This window comes from Chryseobacterium nakagawai (genome assembly GCF_900637665.1).
Classification (GTDB): domain Bacteria; phylum Bacteroidota; class Bacteroidia; order Flavobacteriales; family Weeksellaceae; genus Chryseobacterium; species Chryseobacterium nakagawai.
The window spans coordinates 3,637,162-3,657,773 of sequence record NZ_LR134386.1 but is presented as its reverse complement, the minus strand read 5'-3'; the positions used below and the strand labels follow the sequence as shown (position 1 = coordinate 3,657,773).

Sequence of the window (20,612 nt, the reverse complement as noted above, 5' to 3'; positions counted from 1 at the left end):
AAAAAACTGATGGACAGACTAAAGTGTTTTTATTTCTACTTTAAGATTAATTTAACCTTATATTAGATAGAAAAATTTTCTATTTTGATTAAATTTGAAAAACTAAAAAAATAAATATTATGTCAACGACAATCACTTTAAAAGGAAACGAAGTACACACAATAGGAACATTACCAGCTGTAGGAACCAGCGTTAAAGATTTTGCATTGGTTGATTCAGGATTAAATGTGAAGACTCTTGAAACTTTTGAAGGAAAAAAGAAAGTATTCAATATTTTCCCAAGTATTGATACACCTACTTGTGCAGCTTCCAGCAGAAAATTCAATGAAGAAGCTTCAAAACTTGAAAACACGGTGGTTATCAATGTATCTAAAGACTTACCTTTTGCATTAGGAAGATTCTGTGCAGCAGAAGGATTAGATAAAGTAGAAACTCTTTCAGATTTCAGAAGCAGCTTTGGGGATGATTATGAAGTAACGATCACAGATTCTCCATTGAAAGGACTTTTAAGCCGTGCTGTAATTGTTACAGATGAAAACAATAAAGTAGTGTATACTGAGCAGGTTTCAGAAATTGCTGATGAACCTAATTATGATGCAGCCCTTGCAGCATTAAATAATTAGTAGAAATAATTTTTGTAAAAAGCCTTGTGAAGTTGATTTGCAAGGCTTTTTTTGAATCCAAAACACACAATAGATGATGACAAAACTTTACGAACAATATGGTGAACTTTTTCAGGTAGACCAAGAGCATTTTGATGAGTTTTATACACTTCTTAAGGATACCTTGCTTTTAAAATCAGATTTTTTCCTGAAACAAGGTGAAAAATGTAAATATTTAGGGTTTATCAAAAAAGGGACGGTCAGAAGTTTTTATATCAACGATCAGGGTAGAGAAATTAATTTCGGATTTTATTTTGAAAATGAATTTTTTACCGATTACGAAAGTATACTTTGTGATACCGTATCTAATATGAATATCCAGGCATTAGAAAATTGCGAGATCTTATTGTTGAGTAAAGAGGATTTGCAGGCATTATATCAGAAAGAAGCGTATTGGCAGAAGTTCGGACGAATGATGAGTGAGAAGATTTATCTGGATGCCAAAAAAAGAATTGATGATTTACTATGCCGTTCTCCGGAAAACAGGTATTTAAATCTTTTAAAAAAACAGCCCCTTCTTTTTCAGAAAATTGCACAAAAACATATTGCCAGTTACCTTGGCGTTACAGAACAATCTTTGAGTAGAATCCGGAGCAGGATCGTTAATTAACTTAAGTTAACGCCTGATAATATTTTAGTTGGTAGCTTTATCATTATCAAATTTTAATACTTATTATTATGGAACAAAAAGATTTAACCATTATTTTGGTACACGGAGCTTGAGGAGACGGATCTCATTGGCAATACATTATTCCTTCTCTGGTAAAAGCAGGATATAAAGTGAGAAGTGTTCAGAACCCTCTTACCTCATTACAGAACGATATTGATAAAACAAAAGATCTTATTGATGCTCAGGAAGGGAAAGTTCTTTTAGTAGGACATTCTTACGGTGGCGCAGTTATTTCAGGAGCTGGAAACCATGATAAAGTAGTTGGGTTAGTGTATATTGCTGCCTTTGCACCGGATGCTGGTGATAGTTTAGGGGCACTTCTGGGAAGAAGAGAATCTCCGGGTGGAGCAAGTATTTATCCGGATAGTAAAGGTTTTTTATGGATCAAATATGATGAATTTAAATCAGCTTTCTGCCAGGATCTGGATGATGAAAAAGCGCTTGTAATGGCATTGTCTCAAAAGCCTATTCATGGGCAATGTTTTGGAGACGAAGCAGGAGAGCCGGCATGGAAAACAAAACCAAGCTGGTATCAGATTTCATCCAATGACCATATGATTCCTGCAGAAACGGAAAAAGAAATGGCAGAGAGTCTTCAGCCTAAAAAAATAATTACATTGGATGCAGGACATGCTTCGTTAGCTTCACACCCTAATGAAGTTACCCAATTGATTTTAGAAGCAGCGGCATCACTTTAAAATACAAAATAACAATCAAGATAGACAAAGCTCTGGAAAATTTTAAGTATTTTCACAGAGCTTTTTTATTAAATAAAGATCAATATGGTAAAAAGAATCGTAGCCAATATAAAAACGGATGATCTTATAAAAGGGGATCACTTTTATCAGGATATTTTAGAACTTGATGTTTTGATGGATCATGGCTGGATTAAGACCTTAGGAACTGAAGAAGAAGCAAAAGTGCAGATCAGTTTTGCAGAACAGGGAGGTAATGAAACTGAAGTTCCGGATTTGTCTATAGAAGTGGATAATGTAGATGAAGTTTATGATAAAATGAAAAAGGCAGGCTTTAAGATTGTTTATGATATTACCCATGAAGATTGGGGAGTTCGCAGATTCTTTGTAAAAGATCCTTTTGGAAAAGTAGTCAATATTCTCTCCCATCAGTAAAATAAAGAATATCATTAAATAGGAGCGCACTTTAGTCCGTTTTAATGAGAAGAAAAACAATCCTCTGGCTTTAGCCAAAGCTTAAAAATATTTTATTCAATCTTGATTATTATGAAAGCAGATCAAATTATCCCTATACTCAGAATTTTTGATTATCAGAAAACCCTTGAATTCTACATGGATTGGCTAGGCTTTGAAATTGTCTGGGAGCATCGCTTTGAAGAAAATATGCCGGCTTATATAGAAGTGAAAAAAGATAATATTATTCTTCACCTTACTGAGCATCATGGGGATGCAAGTCCCGGAAGCAGTATTTTTATCTGGGGCGAAGGTATTGCAGATTATCATAAAGAACTTATTGATAAAAACTACAAATACAATCGGCCTGGTCTTGAAAAAACTTTTTATGATGCTGTTTCTTTCACTGTAAATGATCCGTTTGGAAATAAGATTATTTTCAATGAAAAATTTGATGAGGCAAAACATGGCACTTTAACGTTCGATGTGATTGAATAATCTTGTCCGATTAATATTATAATGTATTCATAGTATGTTATCAGCAATACATCAGGAATTTGAAGCACCTGAAGAACTTCGGGACAGTATCAAATGTTTTTGGTATAACAGTCGGGATTATGGAGAGTGGTTATCAAGTTTTGAAGTGATGCCTGATGGCTATGTTGAAATTATTTTTCATTTTGGAGGTGGATGTAGTATTTCTCACGATGGAAATGTAGAAGAATTACCCTCTCCATTCTTGATGGGATTACTCAATCAACCTGCTGTTTTCTATAGTCAAAACCGTTTGGAGATTATTGGAGTCAGATGTTTCCCATGGTCTGTTTTCGACTTATTGGGATTACTGCCACGTAAAAGTAAAAATGGCATCTACTTATTTGAACATCCTGTTGCAAAGCTTCAGACTATTTTGAAGCAAAAAATTCTTGCTGGTAGAATAGATGATGCAATAATGGAGGTTAAACAGTGTTTTATGGATATACGGTCACAAGTACCTGTTGACAGTATGTTATTTAAAGCAGGAGTAGCTTTGAAAAGAACAAAAGGGAGTATTCCCGTAAGCCAGATTGCCGCTGCCGCTCATACAACGGTTCGTACATTAGAAAGAAAATTCAAACAATCTTCCGGCCATACGGTTAAAGACGTGTCAGGTCTTATGCGTTTTGAACAGGTGAGAAATCATCTTTGGCTTTATCCTGAATCCAATATTGCAGGATTAGCTCAGGAATTGGGGTATTCTGATCAGTCTCATTTGAGTAGAGAATTTAAACGGTATACAGGAGTAACACCCGCTGCATTTGCCAGAGAAGCAAGAAAAAGAAAGCAAATAATGAACAGTGATTTTGTCGCATTTATACAAGCCTAACCAGTAGCTAATCGTGAATTTTGTAGAGGAATTAAGACCCTACAAAATTATGATATTGAAAAATAAAAAAATAGCAATTATTGGAGCTGGGCCTGTTGGTTTGACAATGGCTGTTTTACTCCAGCAGAAAGGAGTGGAGGTAACCGTTTACGAAAGAGACAAAGATGCAGATACAAGAGTTTGGGGAGGAACACTGGACCTTCATCAAAACTCAGGGCAAGAAGCGATGGCACGGGCAGGATTGCTTGAAAAATACTATGCTACTTCCATTCCTATGGGAATAAATATAATGGACGATCAAGGTAATTTACTATTGACCAAAAAAATTACCCGTGAAAATCAGCACGACAATCCTGAGATTAATAGAAATCATTTGAGGGAAATGTTACTTGATGGGCTGGCAGACAATACCGTAGTCTGGGACAGAAAGTTTACCGGTATGGAAGAAGACAACGGTCAATGGTTATTACATTTTGAGAACAAACCCAGTAGTATTGCGGATTTGGTCATCGGTGCCAATGGCGGAATGTCTAAAGTGAGGCAATATGTAACAGAAACTGAGATCAAAGAGACCGGGACTTTTATTATCCAGGGAGATATTCCGCAACCTGAAATCAACTGCCTGGAATTTTATCAATGGTGTGACGGAAAAAGACTTATGGCAGCTTATCAGGGTAATTTATTAGTAGTGAATCCCTATAACAATGGAGCGCTTACTTATGGAGTAATATTTAAAAAGCCTGATGAATGGATTTTGAACAATCTTGCTGATTTTCAAGACACAGATTGGGTAGTCCGGTTTCTTTCCAATAGATTTTCTAAGTGGAGTGATCGTTATCAACAATTATTTCGTTCAACTTCTTTTTTTGTCGGATTACCCACAAGAGTAATCCCATTAGATAAACTTTGGAAAAAGGACCGTATTTTACCGGTAACACTTATCGGAGATGCAGCTCACGTAATGCCTCCTTTTGCAGGACAAGGCGTAAATACAGGATTGATGGATGCATTAATTTTATCAGATAATTTAACCCAGGGAACCTTCGAAACCATAGAAGATGCTATTGCAGATTATGAACAAAAAATGTTCATCTATGCGAAAGAAGCACAAATGCAGTCAGGGAAAAATGAAATAGAAATGCGTGATCCTGACTTTTCATTTACAAAATTGATTAAATAGTTGATCGTTTTAAGGTTTTCATTACTGAGTCAAATCATTAAAATTTAAGATTAATAATGCTACCTTTACGTTTTCAAAATAGAAATGAAACGTTCAGGAACTGCAGATTTACCCCTTCACTATGGCAAAGTACCGCCATGGCTGTATGAACGGATGTCTGTTCTCGGACTTTCCATTGTTGAAGCTATTTTGACGGATTATGGTAAAGATGAGGTGCTTCGCAGGTTAGCAGATCCGTTTTGGTTTCAAAGTTTTGGTGCTGTGATGGGCATGGATTGGCATTCTTCAGGAATAACCACTTCGGTAATGGGAGCTTTGAAACGTTCCATTAATCCTAATTCCCAATCACTCGGACTTTATATTTGTGGCGGAAAGGGGAAATTTTCACGAGAAACTCCGTCTGAATTGATTCAAATTGCAGATAAAACAGGCTTAAATGGGCATGAACTTGTAAAAGCAAGCAAACTTTCGGCAAAAGTTGATAATACAGCAATTCAGGATGGCTACCAGCTGTATCTGCATAATTTTATTCTTTCAGATAATGGAAGCTGGAGCGTTGTTCAACAGGGAATGCACGAATCAGATGGGACGGCAAGACGCTATCATTGGCATTCAGGAAATATGACCTCTTTTATACAGGAACCTCATACCGGAATTAACGGGGTTTCAAGAGGGCGCATTCTCAACCTTACAGATTCCGAGGCGGCGGAAAACCGGAAAGGAATTCTGGATATTTCTCACACGGATTCTATAGACGTCATGAAAGATTTTTCAAGATTGATTCTTCCTGCTCATCATGATGTTCAGGCTTCCGATGTTGATCTTAAGCGTTTAGGGGCGCTTTTATATGTTACCCGTGAGCAGCAACCTCAGAATTTTGAAGATTTATTGATGCTGGAAGGAGTAGGACCAAGAACCATGCAGTCTTTAGCTTTAGTGAGTGAGGTCATTCATGGAGCGCCATCAAGATTTGCTGATCCTGCAAGATTTTCTTTTGCTCATGGCGGGAAAGACGGACATCCGTTCCCGGTTCCAATCAATGTATATGATGAAAGTATCAGTATTCTCAGAAAAGGAATTGAAAAATCAAAGCTTGGAAATTCAGATAAACTGAATACTTTAAATAAACTTCATCAAATAGTAACCAAGGCTGAAAAAGATTTCACCCCAGATTTTGATATTCAGAAAGTCATTGAAGACGAACGTCAGAATTCATGGCGGTTTGGTGGTAAGACAGTGATGGGAGATGCTCAAAAGCCAAGCCCCCCAAAGCCAATTCAGCTTTCTTTATTTTAGGAGGAACACATATATTAAGTTGTAATTTTTAAAGCCTTTTCCTGAAGTTTTAATTTCCTTTTCCAAGTAATAACCAATGTTTGTATAACCTAGCCCTTTCTACTGAAGGGTATCAGATTATAGATTTGATGGGCTGGTGTTTTTAGGTGAATGAAACAATTGTTTAATTGTTTTGATTTATGAAATTATCATGAATTCAACGAACTATGAGGTGATAAATTGCTTTTAGATGATTTTGTTTAATAATTATTACATTTAATTCAATTAAAAAAATTAATTTTAAAGTCTTAAAAAAATGACCAGATGACTCACCAATCACTTGAAATCTGTTACGATTTTCCTTTTTTTCTTCAGGAAGAACTTGATGAAATATTTCAGGCTCATGAAAAGAAATTCTTTCAAAAAGGTGATTTTATTCTTGAGGAAGGCAAGATGGCTAATGAATACTATATTCTGGATAGCGGATTGGCACGTTCATTTGTAAATGATTTTAATGGAAATGAGGTAACAACCCATTTTTTTGTAGAGAATGAAGTGATTATTGAGGTATTATCTATGTTTCAAAGAATTCCGACTCAGGAAAATATTGTCTGTATCACAGACTGCGAATGCTGGAAAATGGGATATGATACTTTTGAGGAATTATTTCATAAGATCCCCAACCTTAGAGAATGGGGAAGAGCCTGGATGTCTAAAGAACTTTTTGATTACAAGCAGCGATCTGTAGAAATGTTTACCTTATCAGCTACCAAAAGGTATCTTAATCTAATGGAACAAAAACCTAAAGTGGTACAATTTGCTCCCTTGAAGCAGATTGCATCCTATCTGGGTATAACCGATACTTCATTGAGCAGAATTCGTAAAGAATTGGTCTCTCATCCCAAAAAAAATTAAATCTTGCCCTATGACAAGTAGATTTTCATGATACCTTGGTAATTTTGGTTAAAAGTTTAACACCAAATTTACAAAAAATGAAAATCAATCAAATTTATGTCAATTTACCTGTAAAAGACGTACAGAAAACGAGAGCGTTCTGGACAAAGCTTGGTTTTTCCATCAACGAACAGTTTTCAAACGATAAAGCAGTAAGTGTAGTGATGAAGGAAGATCATATCTACACCATGTTTCTGAAAGAAGAATTTTTTCAAACCTTTACCAACAGACCTTTTGCCAAAGGAGATACAACGCAGGTGCTTCTTGCTATCGGAGTAGAGAGTAATGAAGAAGTAGATTGGATAGTAAAGACAGCCATTGAAAACGGAGGTTCAAAGTACAGCGAATCTATAGATTACGGTTGGATGTACCAAAGTGCCTTTGCAGATATAGATGGCCATCAGTGGGAAGTAATGCATGCTGATCTTTCTAAGATGCCTACAGAAATTCATCAATCCTAATATCGAATTTGAAATGGAAACAAAATCAAATGAGATAACATTGATACAACACCAAGTAAGTGTTACCTATAAAGCGATCTCAATCAATATAGAAGGAATTACCCATGAGGAATCAATGATTTTTCCTAATGGTGAAGGCAATTGTATGAACTGGGTGTTAGGACATTTAATTGACGTAAGAAATGGTTTGTTACATATTCTGGGAGAGGGCTCGATATGGAATGGAGAACCATTTTCAGCTTATAAGAGAGGGGTTATTGCTTTAGAAAAAAAAGATGAGTTTGTAGATTTTGAAGAATTAAAGTCTTATCTGCAAAAATCTCAGGAAAAACTGGAAGCAAAATTAAATATCCTTGATAGGTTTAATCCTGAAAATATTAATGATATTGCAACACTCTGCTTTCATGAGAACTATCACTCCGGACAGTTGGGATATATTCGAAGGCTCTTGGGTAAATCAGGAGGAATAAAATGATAGATAAGTCAATGGATAGTAAAAAGCGCCTTGATTAAGCTTAAAAATCTGTGTTATCTGGGAGAAAAATATATCTATCATTCAATTTTATCGTAGATAAAACTCCTGCACTTTAAAAGCATAAAATTTGTCAATGCGCCCTTTCATTTTTCTTACTTTAATATCAAAAAACAAAATAATGGACACACCAAAATCAAAAAAAATAGAACTCGTTATTCCGGCTTATAGAATGCATACCCAAAGCTTTATCAATGTTTTGGATGGTATTTCGGAAGAAGATGCTTTGAAAAGAATTGAAAACAAAACCAACCATATTATCTGGATGGCAGGAAACTTTGTGAATATGCGCTACGGCTTAGGCTGGGTACTTGGGCTTCAGGAGAAAGATCCTAATAATGATTTGTTCTTTCAGGGAAAAGCATTGGACGAAAGCTTTACATATCCAACACTAGCAGATTTGAAGAAAAATTTTCATGATATTTCTGCAAAAGTATATCAGAAGTTATTGGAGGTAACCGACGAAGAATTGGATGAAATTTTTGAAATAGGGATGAATATTCCTTTTATTAAAGAAACCAAGCTCAATTTTGTTGGCATGTGCATTGGTAGGGAAGATTATCTCTGCGGGCAAATAGGTTTGATGCGTAGAATTTTAGACTATCCGGGAATGAAGTATGATGTGGATGAAAATATTAAATATTAATCTATGAATCCATTAGAAAAAGGATATAAGCAAGTCAACGGGATCCAGATGTATTATGAAATCTATGGTTCAGGAAAACCTCTGGTTTTAATTCATGGGGGAGGTTCCTCTATTCTCTATGACTTTAAAGAAGTCATTGCAAGGCTGGAAAATGAATTTCAGCTTATTGGAATAGATCTCCAGAATCATGGGCGAAGTGAACACCGTGATATTCCTGAAACATTTGAACAGGACGCTGATGATGTAGCAGCACTTTTGAAGGGCCTTAATGTTGATAAAGCTTCATTCTGGGGATTCAGTAATGGGGGAAATACCGTAATACAGATTGGGCATCGTCATCCCAAAATTGTAGAAAAACTGGTTGTGGCTTCAGCATTTTATAAAAGAAACGGAATGATAGATGGCTTTTTTGAAATGATGAATGAAGCTACATTTGACTCCATGCCGGAGCCTTTCAAAATCAACTTTTTGAACCTAAACCCAGACTTTTCTAAACTGGAAAATCTCTTCGAAAAGGATAGCAAAAGAATGCAAACTTTTGTAGACTGGGATGATGAAGTGCTACGTTCTATAGAATCACCTACTTTGTTTATCAGTGGGGATAAGGATGTGATGAAACCGGAACATACCACAGCAATGTGGCGGCTGGTAGAAAATTCACAATTAATGATCCTTCCTGTAGGACATGGAACTTATATGATGCCTGATTTTGATGGCAGCCTCAATGAAAATTTAGTCAACTTTACCATAAAAGAAGTTGCAAATTTTTTAAATAATTAAACAATTACCATACGATTGATATTCGTCTAAGGGCTGAACCATTCGTGTATCAATAAACAAAACAATAACATTTTAAAATTAAAAATCATGGCAAAATTAAATCCGTACTTAAATTTTGATGGAACCGCCGAAGAAGCTTTCAATTTTTACAAATCCATTTTTGGTGGTGAATTCGTAGGTGAAATTCATAAAATGGGAAATGCTCCCGGTACTGAAAACCTTTCTGAAGAAGAAAAAAACAGAGTAATGCATATTGCTCTTCCAGTGGGAAGTGACCTTTTAATGGCATCTGATATTGTTCCTAGCTTCGGGCAGAAGTTAAATGTGGGAAATAATAACTATGTTTCCATTTTCCCAGAATCAAGAGAAGATGCAGACAGAATCTTTAAAGGACTTTCTGAAGGTGGAAATGTAGAAATGCCTCTTGAAGACCAGTTTTGGGGAGACTATTTTGGTAGCTTTCAGGATAAATATGGTGTACATTGGATGATAAACTATAATGAAGAATACACGAAATAATCCTATATTTAACTAATTATAAAAAGGAGCGCCCGTTTTTCGGGCAGCTCTTTTATTCAATCAAAAAATTAAACTATGGACCCAATTAAAATAGACATTACCATTTTAGCACCGGTAGAAAAAGTATGGAATTATTTCAATGACCCCAAGCATATTACCAAATGGAATTTTGCTCACGAAAGCTGGCATTGTCCCAGTTCTGAAAACGACCTGAAGGTGGGCGGGAAGTTTAAAAACAAAATGGAAGCAAAAGATAAAAGCTTTGCATTTGATTTTGAAGGAGTGTATGATGAAGTAACCCCTCTTGAACTTATAAAATACCATTTGGAAGATGGGCGTAATGTAGAGGTGATCTTTGATAAGATTGATGAGAATACCACAAAAGTTATTGAAATTTTCGATCCCGAGAAACAAAATTCTGTGGAAATGCAACGAGATGGCTGGTATGCTATTCTCAACAATTTCCATAAGTATGTTGAGAATCATTAAAAATACGTTGTGTCGCCATGATCAATTTAGTTATCATGTCAAAGAGTTTGAATTCCATATATACTGTTAGCTATGATCCTGAGGAAGACTTTCTTTTGGGGGTTATTGCAGTACCTGCAAGAATAGCTTTAAAGAAGGAAAAAATAGATTCTTTGGAAAAACTGTCAGATTATTCTGAAAAAGAGATCCTGCAGCTTCATGGTTTCGGGAAAAATGCAATGATAAAGCTGAAAGATTATATGAAGGAGCATCAGATGTGTTTTAAGGAAGCATAAAAGTAAAAAGGCTTGAATTTTTTATCGTGTCGTTGTGAATAGATAGAAGCAATTCTTTTTGAGCACAAGGACATTGGATTTGTTTTGCTTTATGCATATAATTTTTTACCATGAAACTTACATCTCTGTCATTCTGGATGGAGAGGAGTGTAATGAAGGATCTCAAGAATAATCTCCCGCAGATTCCGCAGATTTTATAAATATGTTCAGCTAGATTTGCTTAATCTGCAAAGTGGAAAAAATAAACAGTGTCTCTGTCATTCCGAATGAAGCAGAGCATAACAAAGATTCTTAACCCAGAAAAAGATCATAAAATCTACAGTTTCTACAGATTTTATGAATAAATTGTCTACAAAATAAATTCTATCATTAAGAAAGAATAATATAACATCAACCTTTAAAATTTAAACTTATGAATAACGATATTTTTCCATGTCTCTGGTATGACGGAGACGCCAAGCAATCCGCAGAATTTTACTGCAAGGTTTTTGGTGGCGAAATTACGGCAGATACACCTGTGGTAATGAACATTGATTTGTTCGGACAAAGATTAATGCTTTTGAATGGTGGTCCTCATTTCAAAAAGAATCCTTCCATTTCATTTATGGTAATCTGTGATTCCGAAGATGAGGTGCAAAAATATTGGGATCAATTACTGGAAGGAGGGATGGCTCTTATGGAACTTGGGTCATATTCATGGAGTAAGAAATATGGATGGGTTCAGGATAAATATGGCGTGACCTGGCAATTATTTTTAGGAGAAAAAGCACAGGAGCAGAAAATAGTCCCTACTTTGATGTTTATTCATGAAAATAATGGAAAAGCCAAAGAAGCAATGGAGCTTTATACTCAAACATTCCCAAATTCAAGCATTGGAAACATTTTGAAATATGGTGATGGAAGTGAAGGACATGCTAATCCTGAGCCAACAGAAAATGTTCAGCATGCCAATTTTGTTATTGATGGTTACTCTTTATTCTGTATGGATAATTCTTACGATCATCAGTTTGATTTTAATGAGGGTATTTCACTGGTTGTGATGACCGATGACCAACAGCAAACCGATACTTACTGGAATGCACTTACCTCAAACGGAGGCAGAGAAAGTATGTGTGGTTGGTTAAAAGATAAATATGGGTTAAGTTGGCAGATTGTGCCTAAAAGACTGATTCAGCTAATGAACGATCCAAATCAGGAAAAAGCCTATCAAGTGGTACAGGCGATGATGAAAATGCAGAAAATTATTATTCAGGATTTAGAAGACGCTTATAATTCTTAAACATATTTCGGCTTATTGTTTGATGTTATGTAGAGAAAAGGTTTGCTTATGAAAACACAGAACAAATCACAATCTAAGTCGAAAGTTCCTAAGGAAGGGCAATTTCCGGAAATTATCCGTAATGACTATCAGGGAAGTCAAAAGTTATTAAATAAGAAAGCCGTTATTTCAGGAGGTGACAGTGGAATAGGCCAGGCGGTGGCCGTTCATTTTGCAAGGGAAGGAGCAGATGTTGCCATTATCTATAAGGAAAGTGATAATGATGCCAAAGAAACCAAAAGACTGGTAGAAAAAGAAGGCAGAAAATGCCTTTTGATGAAAGGCAATCTTACCAGAAAAGTGTTCAGAACCCAATGTGCTCAAAAGATTAAAAAGTCATGGAATAAGATTGATATTCTTGTTAATAACGCAGGAATTCACACTTCAAAAAATAGTCTGGAAAAAATATCTGATGATCAGATTCAAGAGACATTTGATACCAATATCATTTCTATGATTTCTTTTACCCGGAATTTTCTTATGATGATGAAAAAAGGAGGGCGGGTTATTTGCACAACTTCCGTTACAGCCTATCGGGGAAGCGATCATCTGATTGATTATGCTGCAACAAAAGGAGCGATCTTATCCTTTATTCGTTCATTGGCTGATAATCTTGCTGAAAAAGAAATTTTGGTGAACGGTGTTGCACCAGGGCCTATATGGACGCCACTTGTAAAAGAAGCATTTGATGATCTTTCAACATTTGGAAAAGATACTCCGCTGAAACGTGCTGGCCAGCCATCAGAAGTCGCTCCGGCTTATGTTTTTCTTGCTTCTAAAGATGCCAGTTATATTACAGGTGAGGTGATTCATATCAATGGCGGAGATTTTGTTGGAGGTTAAAGGGTATACTTAAGATCTTAGCGTATTCATTTTAGCTATCCAATCATTAAATTTAAAAATATCACTTAATATATTTAACACATTATGGAACAATTATCATATGAAATAGAAATCAATGCAGAACCTGAAAAAGTATGGAGTGTCCTTTGGGGAGATATTACCTACAGACAATGGACAACGGCTTTTACAGAAGGTTCTTTTTATGAAGGAGAACTGGAAGAAAATAACATTATAAAATTCTTAGACCCTAAGCATAACGGGATGTACAGCCGTGTTGAAAAAGTGATTCCCAATGAGGAAATTAGATTTCTGCACCTAGGAGAAATTTATGAAGGAATTGAAGTCGCTAAGGATTGGGGTGATGCAACGGAATCTTATTTCCTGGAAGAAAATGATGAAGGAATACTATTGAAAGCCGTCATTAAAACTCCGGCGGAGTTTAAAGATTTTTTTGAAGAAAAATTTCCCAAAGCGCTGAATATTATCAAGCACCTTTCAGAAAACCAGCTTTAAAGAAATGCTCACTTGAAAAACACAATCAATCACAAAAATTTAAAATATGGAAACCCTATCATACGAAACAATAATAGATGCTCCTTTACAGAAGGTATGGGACATTCTCTGGAGTCCTGAAACATACAGCCAATGGACAAAATACTTTGGTGCCGGATCTTCTGTTATGAAATCCGACTGGCAGGTTGGCGGAAAGACTTATTTCCTTAATGAAAAAGGAGATGGAATGGTTTCTACCATAGACAGCCTGGAGGAACCCCATCAAATTGTTTTTAAGCATTTGGGAATGACCGAAAATGGAGTAGAAGACACACAAAGCAAAGAAGTTATGGAGTGGAGCGGTTGTTTTGAAAAATATTTTCTGATAGATTTTGATGGGAAAACTAAGCTTCACACTGAAGTTCAGGTAGACAGTGAATGGCGGGATCATATGGAGACAGGATTTACAAAAGGATTGATCGTTGTGAAAAGTTTGGCTGAAGGGGGAAATATCAGTTCGGTATAGAAGAGTTTTAATTTTGAGGTTAAGAGGTTTGAGTTGTGTATTTTGCAATTTTTATTCCTTGTTCCCCTATCTCTTTATCTATTGTGTATCAATTCAAAAAAATATGAAATTATTAGTAATTCTTTTCGGGACATTTATATTGGCTTTACTGGGAACCATGCTATTTCAGGGTAAGCCGGATCTTTTATTCTCAGGGAATCTTGGGATGGCGGTTTTCATCCTATTTACAGGATTCTCCCATTTTAAATTTCAAAAGGGAATGGCAATGATGATTCCGGATTTTATTCCTGCTAAAATGTTTTGGGTGTATAGTACCGGGATTTTGGAGATTGCTGCAGGAATAGGTCTTATGATTCCTGCTATTCGTGAAATGACAGCTGTTTTGCTGATTATTTTCTATATATTGGTTTTTATAGCTAATATCAATTCATCCCAAAAGAAGATTAATATTTTTAAAGCAGATTACACAGGTCCGGGGATGCAATATCTTTATAAACAGAGAATTCCCATGCAGATCATTTTAATAGCTTGGACCTTGTATTTCGGAATTTATCTACATTAAATGTATAGGCAGTCTTCAGGACTGCTTTTTATTGTAAAAAAGTCATAATAAATGTTAAATATTGTAACATTTATTGTTTTGAGTTGTCTTATATATAAAGAATCTGATTTTTTATTGAGTAAAATATTGAATTGGGAACTCTGTTTTTTAACTTTAAAAACGTAAGTTATGAATCTAAATTCCAAAATTTTCGGTACAGCTTATATTGTACTTTCTTCTATTATGATCAATGCACAAAACTCCGCAGCTAAACTTCCGGGAGATCCCACGCTTCCGTCTACAAAAGCCAATCTTGAGAAACTCGTATCCTATGATAAGGGAGATTTCAAATATAAAGTAGAAGATTATTTTGCAAGGCCAAAAGCTTCAGCATTTAAAATATCTCCCGATGGGAAATATCTTTCTTATAAAGAAAAAGATAAAGACCGCAAAAATCACGTATATGTTAAAGATCTGAATTCTGGAAAAATTACCAAGGCTATTGTTGAAAAAGATGATTTGATAAAAGCATATGGATGGTTGAATAAAAGTCGTTTGTTTTATACTCAAGATAAAGGAGGAAATGAAAATATTCACTTATACGCAGCAAATGTAGATGGAACAAATCTTAAAGATTTAACCCCATTTGACGGAATTACATTGGGAGAGATTAACCCGATAAAAGATACCGATTTCGTTGTGGTCACTATGAATAAAAATAATAAGCAGATCTTCGAACCTTATAAAATCAATTTTGTAACAGGGGAAATGACTCAGCTGTATGAAAATAAAGATGTCAATAGTCCTATTGATGGGTATATTTTTGATAAAGACGGAAATTTAAGAGGATATAGTGTTCTTGAAAACGGGCTGACTACTAAAACTTATTACAAAGATTTGCAGACAGGAAAATTCAATCTTCTGAAATCTGCAGACTGGTCGGATACCTTCAGCATTATCAGATTTAATGATAACTCTAAGAACAAAGACGAAGCTTATGTAGTGACCAATCTGGATAGTGATAAGACAAGAATTGTTTTGTATGATCTTAAGAAAAATGCAGTAATCAAGGAAGTGTATGCTAACCCTGTATTTGATGTGAGTTCGATAAGCTTAGCAGGTAAGAACAGAAATTATGAACTGGATTACATCAGCTATGAAGGTTTGAAAGGCGAGACAGTACCCGTAAGTAAGTTTTATAAGGAAGTTGATGACAAATTAAAAGCCCAGTTTGGAGATAAAGAGTTTAGTATTGTTTCGTCAGACGATAATGATGATAAACTTTTGGTAGTGGTAGGAAGTGACAAATTATACGGAACTTACTATGAGTATGATACTAAAACCAAACAGACAAAACTTCTTTATAATCTGATGCCACAGCTGAAAGAAGAAGATATGGCTGAAATGAGGCCTATTGAATTCAAAAGTAGAGACGGATTAACCATTCGTGGGTATATTACACTACCTAAAGCGGCTTTGGAAGGGAAAAAAGTTCCTTTGATCGTAAACCCTCACGGTGGTCCTCAGGGAATCAGAGATCATTGGGGTTTCAATCCGGAAACTCAATTGTTTGCAAGCCGAGGGTATGCCACGCTTCAGGTGAATTTCAGAATTTCAGGGGGATATGGAAAAGAATTCCAAAAAGCTGGATACAAGCAGATCGGAAGAAAAGCTATGGATGATGTGGAAGATGGAGTAAAATATGCGATCAGCCAGGGTTGGATAGATAAGGATAAAATAGCCATTTATGGAGGAAGTCATGGAGGATATGCTACTTTAATGGGATTGATTAAAACTCCGGACCTATACGCTTGTGGTGTAGACTATGTGGGAGTATCTAATATCTTTACCTTCTTTGATTCCTTCCCGGAATATTGGAAGCCTTATAAAGAAATGGTAAAACAGATCTGGTATGATTTGGATAACCCGGAAGAAGCTAAAATTGCTAAAGAAGTATCACCGGTATTTCAAATTGATAAGATTAAGAAACCATTATTTGTGGTACAAGGGGCGAATGACCCTAGGGTAAATATTAACGAGTCTGATCAGATCGTAAAAGCAATGCGTGCAAAAGGATTTGAAGTTCCTTATATGGTAAAATATGACGAAGGGCATGGATTTGGAAAAGAGCCCAACAGAATCGAATTGTATAAATCTATGCTAGGTTTTTTTGCTGAGAATTTCAATAAAAAATAAACAGGCAATTTTAATAATTTTGGAAACGGAGGATATGATGTCTTCCGTTTCTTTTTTTATTATTAAGAGAGCATAGCCAAGTAATCTTTTTAGAAATTGGATGCTGAGGTTACTTATTGACTAGCTGTATGCTTTTAAGGTACGGGAGTTTTATCTGCGATAAAATTGAATGATGGATATGTTTTCTGACAGATCTCACAGATTCTTAACGTAATAATGTTGGCTAAAGAATTTTATATTATAGTAAAGTTTGTCTTTTCAAGGATGAATCTGACGTGAATACAAATATAAAATCTAGCCCTGATAGCAGCGGTTACCCCACAGCATGTATGGAATAAGCTTGGGGCGAGGAGTATGAGCGGATAGCAGGAAATAGCTCCCTGAAAAAATGGGTAATCAGCAATGAGCAGTAAATAATGAGTGGCTGATGCATAAACAAAAGAAATAAAAGCCCGATGAATAAAAGAAAAACCAAAATTCCGGAAAAATATTTTAAATTTATTAAAGTAAAACCAAAAGGATAGCCGTCATATCAGTATGGAGGTTGTCGAAAAAATAACAATGCCACAAAAGGATAAAGAAAGTATCATCTCACAAACCGTTTCCAACTACGGAGGGAAGCTGATGTCTTATATTCGTCCTAAAGTGAAAAACACGGAGGATGCAGAAGATATCCTGCAGGAAGTGTGGTATCAGTTCAGTAGTATTACCAATCTTTCTGAGATTGTGAATGTTGGGGGCTGGCTGTACAGGGTAACGGCGAATAAAATTACAGACCGTTACCGTAAAAAGAAAACAGAAAATCTTGAAGATTTCGTCTATGAGGACGAAGACGGAAGTTTTTCCATCAAAGATATTTTATTGATGGATGAAAGCGCAGGTCCTGAAGTAAAGATGTTTCAGGATGAGATCTGGAAAAAACTGTTTGAAGCATTGGATGAACTTCCCGAAAAACAAAGGCTGGTCTACGTAGAAAACGAACTCAACGACAAAACCCTCCAGGAGATCGCCGATGAACAGGGAGAAAACATCAAGACTATCATCAGTAGAAAAAACTATGCTGTGAAGCATTTGAGAAACAGATTGAGAAGATTATACGAAGATTTAAAAAGTTAGAAAAAGAAATTATGAATCATAAACACAAAAAGGGCTGGATTTTTTTATTGTTATGTCCGCCATTAATTCTCTTAGCCGTTACCTGGATCGTAATGTCACTTTGGAATTGCCTTCTTCCCGAAATTTTAGGCGTGAAGTCCATTACATATTGGCAGGCAATGGGAATCCTGATTTTAAGTAAGATTCTTTTTGGAGGTTTTCATTTTGGAAAAGGAATGCGAGATTTCAAAGAAAGAAAAATGAGAGAGAGAATGGAAGGATTATCGCCTGAAGAGAAAGAAAAATTTAAAGAAGCCTGGAGAAACAGATGCTCCGGAGGATTCTTCAACAGAAATAACGAATAATTTAAAAATTTTAAAGAAGTAGTAAAGTAAAATTAAAATTCATTCGTCTTTATAAAAAACAAGTAGTAGTAAAATTTAAAATTTTGAAAAAATGAAAAATTCAGCATTAAAAGGTGCTCTTGGAGCACTAGCCGTTGTGGGTGTTGCCTTAATCGCTAAAAAAGCTGCCCAAAGAAAAAGATTTATCAGAGGTATTTTTGATGAATATGGAATTAAAGAAAAATCGCCTTTCGGATTAGCCGATAAGATCAGAGAAATGAATGATGAGGAGTATCAGGAACTGAAAGGGAAATTCAAAAAAGAATTCAGTTCAAGATGCTGCAAAAAGGATAATACCTGTGAAGCATAAAAAGTAAAAACTAAATTGAAATTGTTTAATTCGGGCTCGGGAAGCAAAGCTTCCCGAGCCCGAATTTTTTTATTTTAAAAGCAGTCAACTCGTTAAGCGGAATTTAAGAATGTTTTGGCAGTGAACTTATTGATTAAATACTAAATTTGTTTTCTTTTTATTACAAATTTTAAGATCATGACACCGAAGAATATTTTCATCATTATAATCGCTTTTTTTTCTATAAGTGTTTATGGACAGAAATCTGAATTGAAAAATAAGCAATATATTTTCTTTCTGCACAATAAGTTTTTGGAGGAACATCCCTCTGATGAAGCACATCCTAAATATGGTATTGTGGAGTATGAAAAAGTACTTCATGAATTGAAGGACAGCAGCAATGTTATTCTTTTTGAAAAGAGAAAGCCCAATACTGATCCGGCGGTATATGCTCTGAAAATAAAGAAACAGATTAATCGCCTGATAAAAAAAGGAGTTAAAGCAGGAAATATTACGATTGTCGGAACATCTCAAGGCGGTTATATTGCACAGTATATTTCCTATTATGAAAAAAATCCGGAGCTGAAATTCGTTTTTATTGGAGCCAGCTTTAAAGATGATTCTTTAGAGAAGGATGAAAATTTCAGGCTGTATGGAAAGATTTTGTCTATTACAGAGAAAACTGATGATGGGCATGTTCCTCTATCTCAGGAGCAGCGATTTATCAGGTCTGAAATTAAAGATTTTAAAGAAATTGAGCTTAATACAGGACTGAATCATGGTTTTCTGTTTAAAGCTCTTGATGCCTGGATTCTTCCAACAAAAGAATGGATCAATCGTAAATAATATAGAGTAAATACAAGTAATTGACTTTATATGATTTGTTGGAAAACACAAGAGTATAAGACTTTTTTGCCTCGAATACACAAATAAAAAGTATTGTACTTTAAAATATCAATTGAAAAAGCCTTTTCTATGTACCCTTTAGTTTGTAAAAAAGAAATTAAGTTTACAAACTAAAGGGAACATAGATTTTATACAAGTAAACTCATTCGTGGATTAGTGGCCATCAAATAGGCAGTATTCAACTTTTCGCAGATAAGATCCTTGCGTCTTAAAAATATAAAGCCTGTTAGTCTTCTTTGCGCCCTTGCGCGTTCCAACAATTACTATCAGACTTTGGAATTGTCAGAAATACCTGCTTATTATTTACGATGAATACAAAGTAAAAAGAAAAATAAATCCTTATTTTTGTATTGTTCAATGAAAGACTACTACTATTTTCTCGGTATACCTCAGGATGCTTCGGAAGAAGACATCAAAAAAGCGTATCGGAAGCTATCTCTAAAATATCATCCCGATAAAAATGATAATGATGATTTCTTTGCAGACCGTTTCCGCGAAATTCAGGAAGCGTATGAAATGTTGAGTGATCCAATCAGGAGACGCAGTTATGATCAGAATTTAGAAAGTCATCAGCGAAGCTTTAGATATAATATTCCTCCTGCAATAAAGACTTTTACAGCCAATAAAATTCATGCAAAAAGAGGAGAGGAGATTATTATCAACTGGCAGACAAGCAATGCTGATGTAGTAAAAGTTTTGCCTTTCGGACTTGAAAAGCCATATGGGGAAAGGATCTTTAAGATCACAGAATTCAAAGATGGAAAATTTCAACTATTGCTTCATGCAACAAACTCATTATTGCATAAAACTGTAGTTCAGGGAATTACTATTACTGAGGTTTTTGAAAATGATACGGACAAATTCAAAAATACAGTGGAGGAAATGTTTAAATCACAACCGAGAACGGAGATCAACAAATCCGGGCAGCCTAAAATTGTAATGCTGTTTTGGGGTATTATTGTGCTGGTGATAGCTTTATATTTCCTGATAAAGGAGTTTTTTTAAGCCATTTTCTTCCTTCCAGGACACTTTTTACATCTTTTCC

27 protein-coding genes are annotated in these 20,612 nt (G+C 35.3%); all 27 read left to right on the top strand.

What is annotated here, in order from left to right:
• Nucleotides 1-119 precede the first annotated feature (119 nt).
• The 27 genes from tpx (at nucleotide 120) to EL260_RS16430 (ending at nucleotide 20,572) form a co-directional block, all read left to right on the top strand.
• A complete protein-coding gene (tpx, locus tag EL260_RS16560) occupies nucleotides 120-623 on the top strand; it encodes a thiol peroxidase (protein ID WP_123856370.1) in 504 nt (167 codons plus the stop codon).
• 73 nt (nucleotides 624-696) lie between these two features.
• Nucleotides 697-1,272: a Crp/Fnr family transcriptional regulator gene (locus EL260_RS16555; protein ID WP_228445493.1), complete on the top strand. Its 576-nt coding sequence runs from the start codon at nucleotides 697-699 to the stop codon at nucleotides 1,270-1,272.
• Nucleotides 1,273-1,409: 137 nt separating this feature from the next.
• Nucleotides 1,410-2,030, top strand: coding sequence for an alpha/beta hydrolase (locus EL260_RS16550; protein WP_228445602.1), 621 nt, complete (start codon nucleotides 1,410-1,412; stop codon nucleotides 2,028-2,030).
• 84 nt (nucleotides 2,031-2,114) lie between these two features.
• Nucleotides 2,115-2,462 carry a VOC family protein gene (locus EL260_RS16545; RefSeq protein WP_123856368.1) on the top strand — a complete coding sequence of 116 codons (348 nt, stop codon included), beginning with the start codon at nucleotides 2,115-2,117 and terminating at the stop codon, nucleotides 2,460-2,462.
• A 111-nt stretch (nucleotides 2,463-2,573) separates the two neighbouring features.
• The gene (locus EL260_RS16540) at nucleotides 2,574-2,978 is read left to right on the top strand and encodes a glyoxalase superfamily protein (protein WP_123856366.1); all 405 of its coding nucleotides are present in this window, start codon (nucleotides 2,574-2,576) and stop codon (nucleotides 2,976-2,978) included.
• A gap of 34 nt (nucleotides 2,979-3,012) precedes the next feature.
• Entirely contained in the window at nucleotides 3,013-3,846 is an 834-nt protein-coding gene (locus EL260_RS16535; RefSeq protein ID WP_123856364.1) for a helix-turn-helix domain-containing protein, read from the top strand.
• A gap of 49 nt (nucleotides 3,847-3,895) precedes the next feature.
• Nucleotides 3,896-5,026, top strand: coding sequence for an FAD-dependent oxidoreductase (locus EL260_RS16530; protein WP_123856363.1), 1,131 nt, complete (start codon nucleotides 3,896-3,898; stop codon nucleotides 5,024-5,026).
• Between the two features lie 84 nt (nucleotides 5,027-5,110).
• On the top strand, nucleotides 5,111-6,322 hold the full coding sequence (locus EL260_RS16525; protein WP_123856361.1) for a DUF763 domain-containing protein: 1,212 nt from the start codon (nucleotides 5,111-5,113) through the stop codon (nucleotides 6,320-6,322).
• A 303-nt stretch (nucleotides 6,323-6,625) separates the two neighbouring features.
• A complete protein-coding gene (locus tag EL260_RS16520) occupies nucleotides 6,626-7,216 on the top strand; it encodes a Crp/Fnr family transcriptional regulator (RefSeq protein ID WP_123856359.1) in 591 nt (196 codons plus the stop codon).
• Between the two features lie 77 nt (nucleotides 7,217-7,293).
• A complete protein-coding gene (locus tag EL260_RS16515) occupies nucleotides 7,294-7,716 on the top strand; it encodes a VOC family protein (RefSeq protein ID WP_123856357.1) in 423 nt (140 codons plus the stop codon).
• Between the two features lie 13 nt (nucleotides 7,717-7,729).
• The gene (locus EL260_RS16510) at nucleotides 7,730-8,191 is read left to right on the top strand and encodes a DinB family protein (protein ID WP_123856355.1); all 462 of its coding nucleotides are present in this window, start codon (nucleotides 7,730-7,732) and stop codon (nucleotides 8,189-8,191) included.
• 178 nt (nucleotides 8,192-8,369) lie between these two features.
• Entirely contained in the window at nucleotides 8,370-8,894 is a 525-nt protein-coding gene (locus EL260_RS16505) for a DinB family protein (RefSeq protein ID WP_123856354.1), read from the top strand.
• A 3-nt stretch (nucleotides 8,895-8,897) separates the two neighbouring features.
• Nucleotides 8,898-9,674 (top strand): alpha/beta fold hydrolase, encoded by a 777-nt coding sequence (locus EL260_RS16500; RefSeq protein ID WP_123856352.1) that lies wholly within the window; start codon nucleotides 8,898-8,900, stop codon nucleotides 9,672-9,674.
• An 87-nt stretch (nucleotides 9,675-9,761) separates the two neighbouring features.
• A complete protein-coding gene (locus EL260_RS16495; protein ID WP_123856350.1) occupies nucleotides 9,762-10,193 on the top strand; it encodes a VOC family protein in 432 nt (143 codons plus the stop codon).
• A 75-nt stretch (nucleotides 10,194-10,268) separates the two neighbouring features.
• Nucleotides 10,269-10,682: an SRPBCC family protein gene (locus EL260_RS16490; RefSeq protein ID WP_123856349.1), complete on the top strand. Its 414-nt coding sequence runs from the start codon at nucleotides 10,269-10,271 to the stop codon at nucleotides 10,680-10,682.
• 17 nt (nucleotides 10,683-10,699) lie between these two features.
• Complete coding sequence (locus tag EL260_RS16485) at nucleotides 10,700-10,957, top strand: helix-hairpin-helix domain-containing protein (protein WP_164466533.1); 258 nt, start codon at nucleotides 10,700-10,702, stop codon at nucleotides 10,955-10,957.
• A gap of 412 nt (nucleotides 10,958-11,369) precedes the next feature.
• The gene (locus EL260_RS16480; RefSeq protein ID WP_123856347.1) at nucleotides 11,370-12,236 is read left to right on the top strand and encodes a VOC family protein; all 867 of its coding nucleotides are present in this window, start codon (nucleotides 11,370-11,372) and stop codon (nucleotides 12,234-12,236) included.
• A 48-nt stretch (nucleotides 12,237-12,284) separates the two neighbouring features.
• Complete coding sequence (locus EL260_RS16475; RefSeq protein ID WP_123856345.1) at nucleotides 12,285-13,118, top strand: SDR family oxidoreductase; 834 nt, start codon at nucleotides 12,285-12,287, stop codon at nucleotides 13,116-13,118.
• 84 nt (nucleotides 13,119-13,202) lie between these two features.
• Complete coding sequence (locus EL260_RS16470; protein WP_123856343.1) at nucleotides 13,203-13,631, top strand: SRPBCC family protein; 429 nt, start codon at nucleotides 13,203-13,205, stop codon at nucleotides 13,629-13,631.
• 46 nt (nucleotides 13,632-13,677) lie between these two features.
• Nucleotides 13,678-14,136: an SRPBCC family protein gene (locus tag EL260_RS16465; protein WP_123856342.1), complete on the top strand. Its 459-nt coding sequence runs from the start codon at nucleotides 13,678-13,680 to the stop codon at nucleotides 14,134-14,136.
• Between the two features lie 103 nt (nucleotides 14,137-14,239).
• Nucleotides 14,240-14,698, top strand: a complete 459-nt coding sequence (locus EL260_RS16460) for a DoxX family protein (protein WP_123856340.1) — start codon at nucleotides 14,240-14,242, stop codon at nucleotides 14,696-14,698.
• 168 nt (nucleotides 14,699-14,866) lie between these two features.
• The gene (locus EL260_RS16455; protein ID WP_123856338.1) at nucleotides 14,867-16,873 is read left to right on the top strand and encodes a S9 family peptidase; all 2,007 of its coding nucleotides are present in this window, start codon (nucleotides 14,867-14,869) and stop codon (nucleotides 16,871-16,873) included.
• Between the two features lie 561 nt (nucleotides 16,874-17,434).
• On the top strand, nucleotides 17,435-17,989 hold the full coding sequence (locus EL260_RS16450) for an RNA polymerase sigma factor (RefSeq protein WP_185145917.1): 555 nt from the start codon (nucleotides 17,435-17,437) through the stop codon (nucleotides 17,987-17,989).
• A gap of 11 nt (nucleotides 17,990-18,000) precedes the next feature.
• Nucleotides 18,001-18,333 (top strand): hypothetical protein, encoded by a 333-nt coding sequence (locus tag EL260_RS16445; protein WP_123856335.1) that lies wholly within the window; start codon nucleotides 18,001-18,003, stop codon nucleotides 18,331-18,333.
• Nucleotides 18,334-18,424: 91 nt separating this feature from the next.
• Nucleotides 18,425-18,682: a hypothetical protein gene (locus EL260_RS16440; protein ID WP_089735915.1), complete on the top strand. Its 258-nt coding sequence runs from the start codon at nucleotides 18,425-18,427 to the stop codon at nucleotides 18,680-18,682.
• Nucleotides 18,683-18,859: 177 nt separating this feature from the next.
• Nucleotides 18,860-19,507, top strand: a complete 648-nt coding sequence (locus EL260_RS16435; protein WP_123856333.1) for an alpha/beta hydrolase — start codon at nucleotides 18,860-18,862, stop codon at nucleotides 19,505-19,507.
• Nucleotides 19,508-19,924: 417 nt separating this feature from the next.
• On the top strand, nucleotides 19,925-20,572 hold the full coding sequence (locus EL260_RS16430; RefSeq protein WP_123856331.1) for a J domain-containing protein: 648 nt from the start codon (nucleotides 19,925-19,927) through the stop codon (nucleotides 20,570-20,572).
• Nucleotides 20,573-20,612 lie beyond the last annotated feature (40 nt).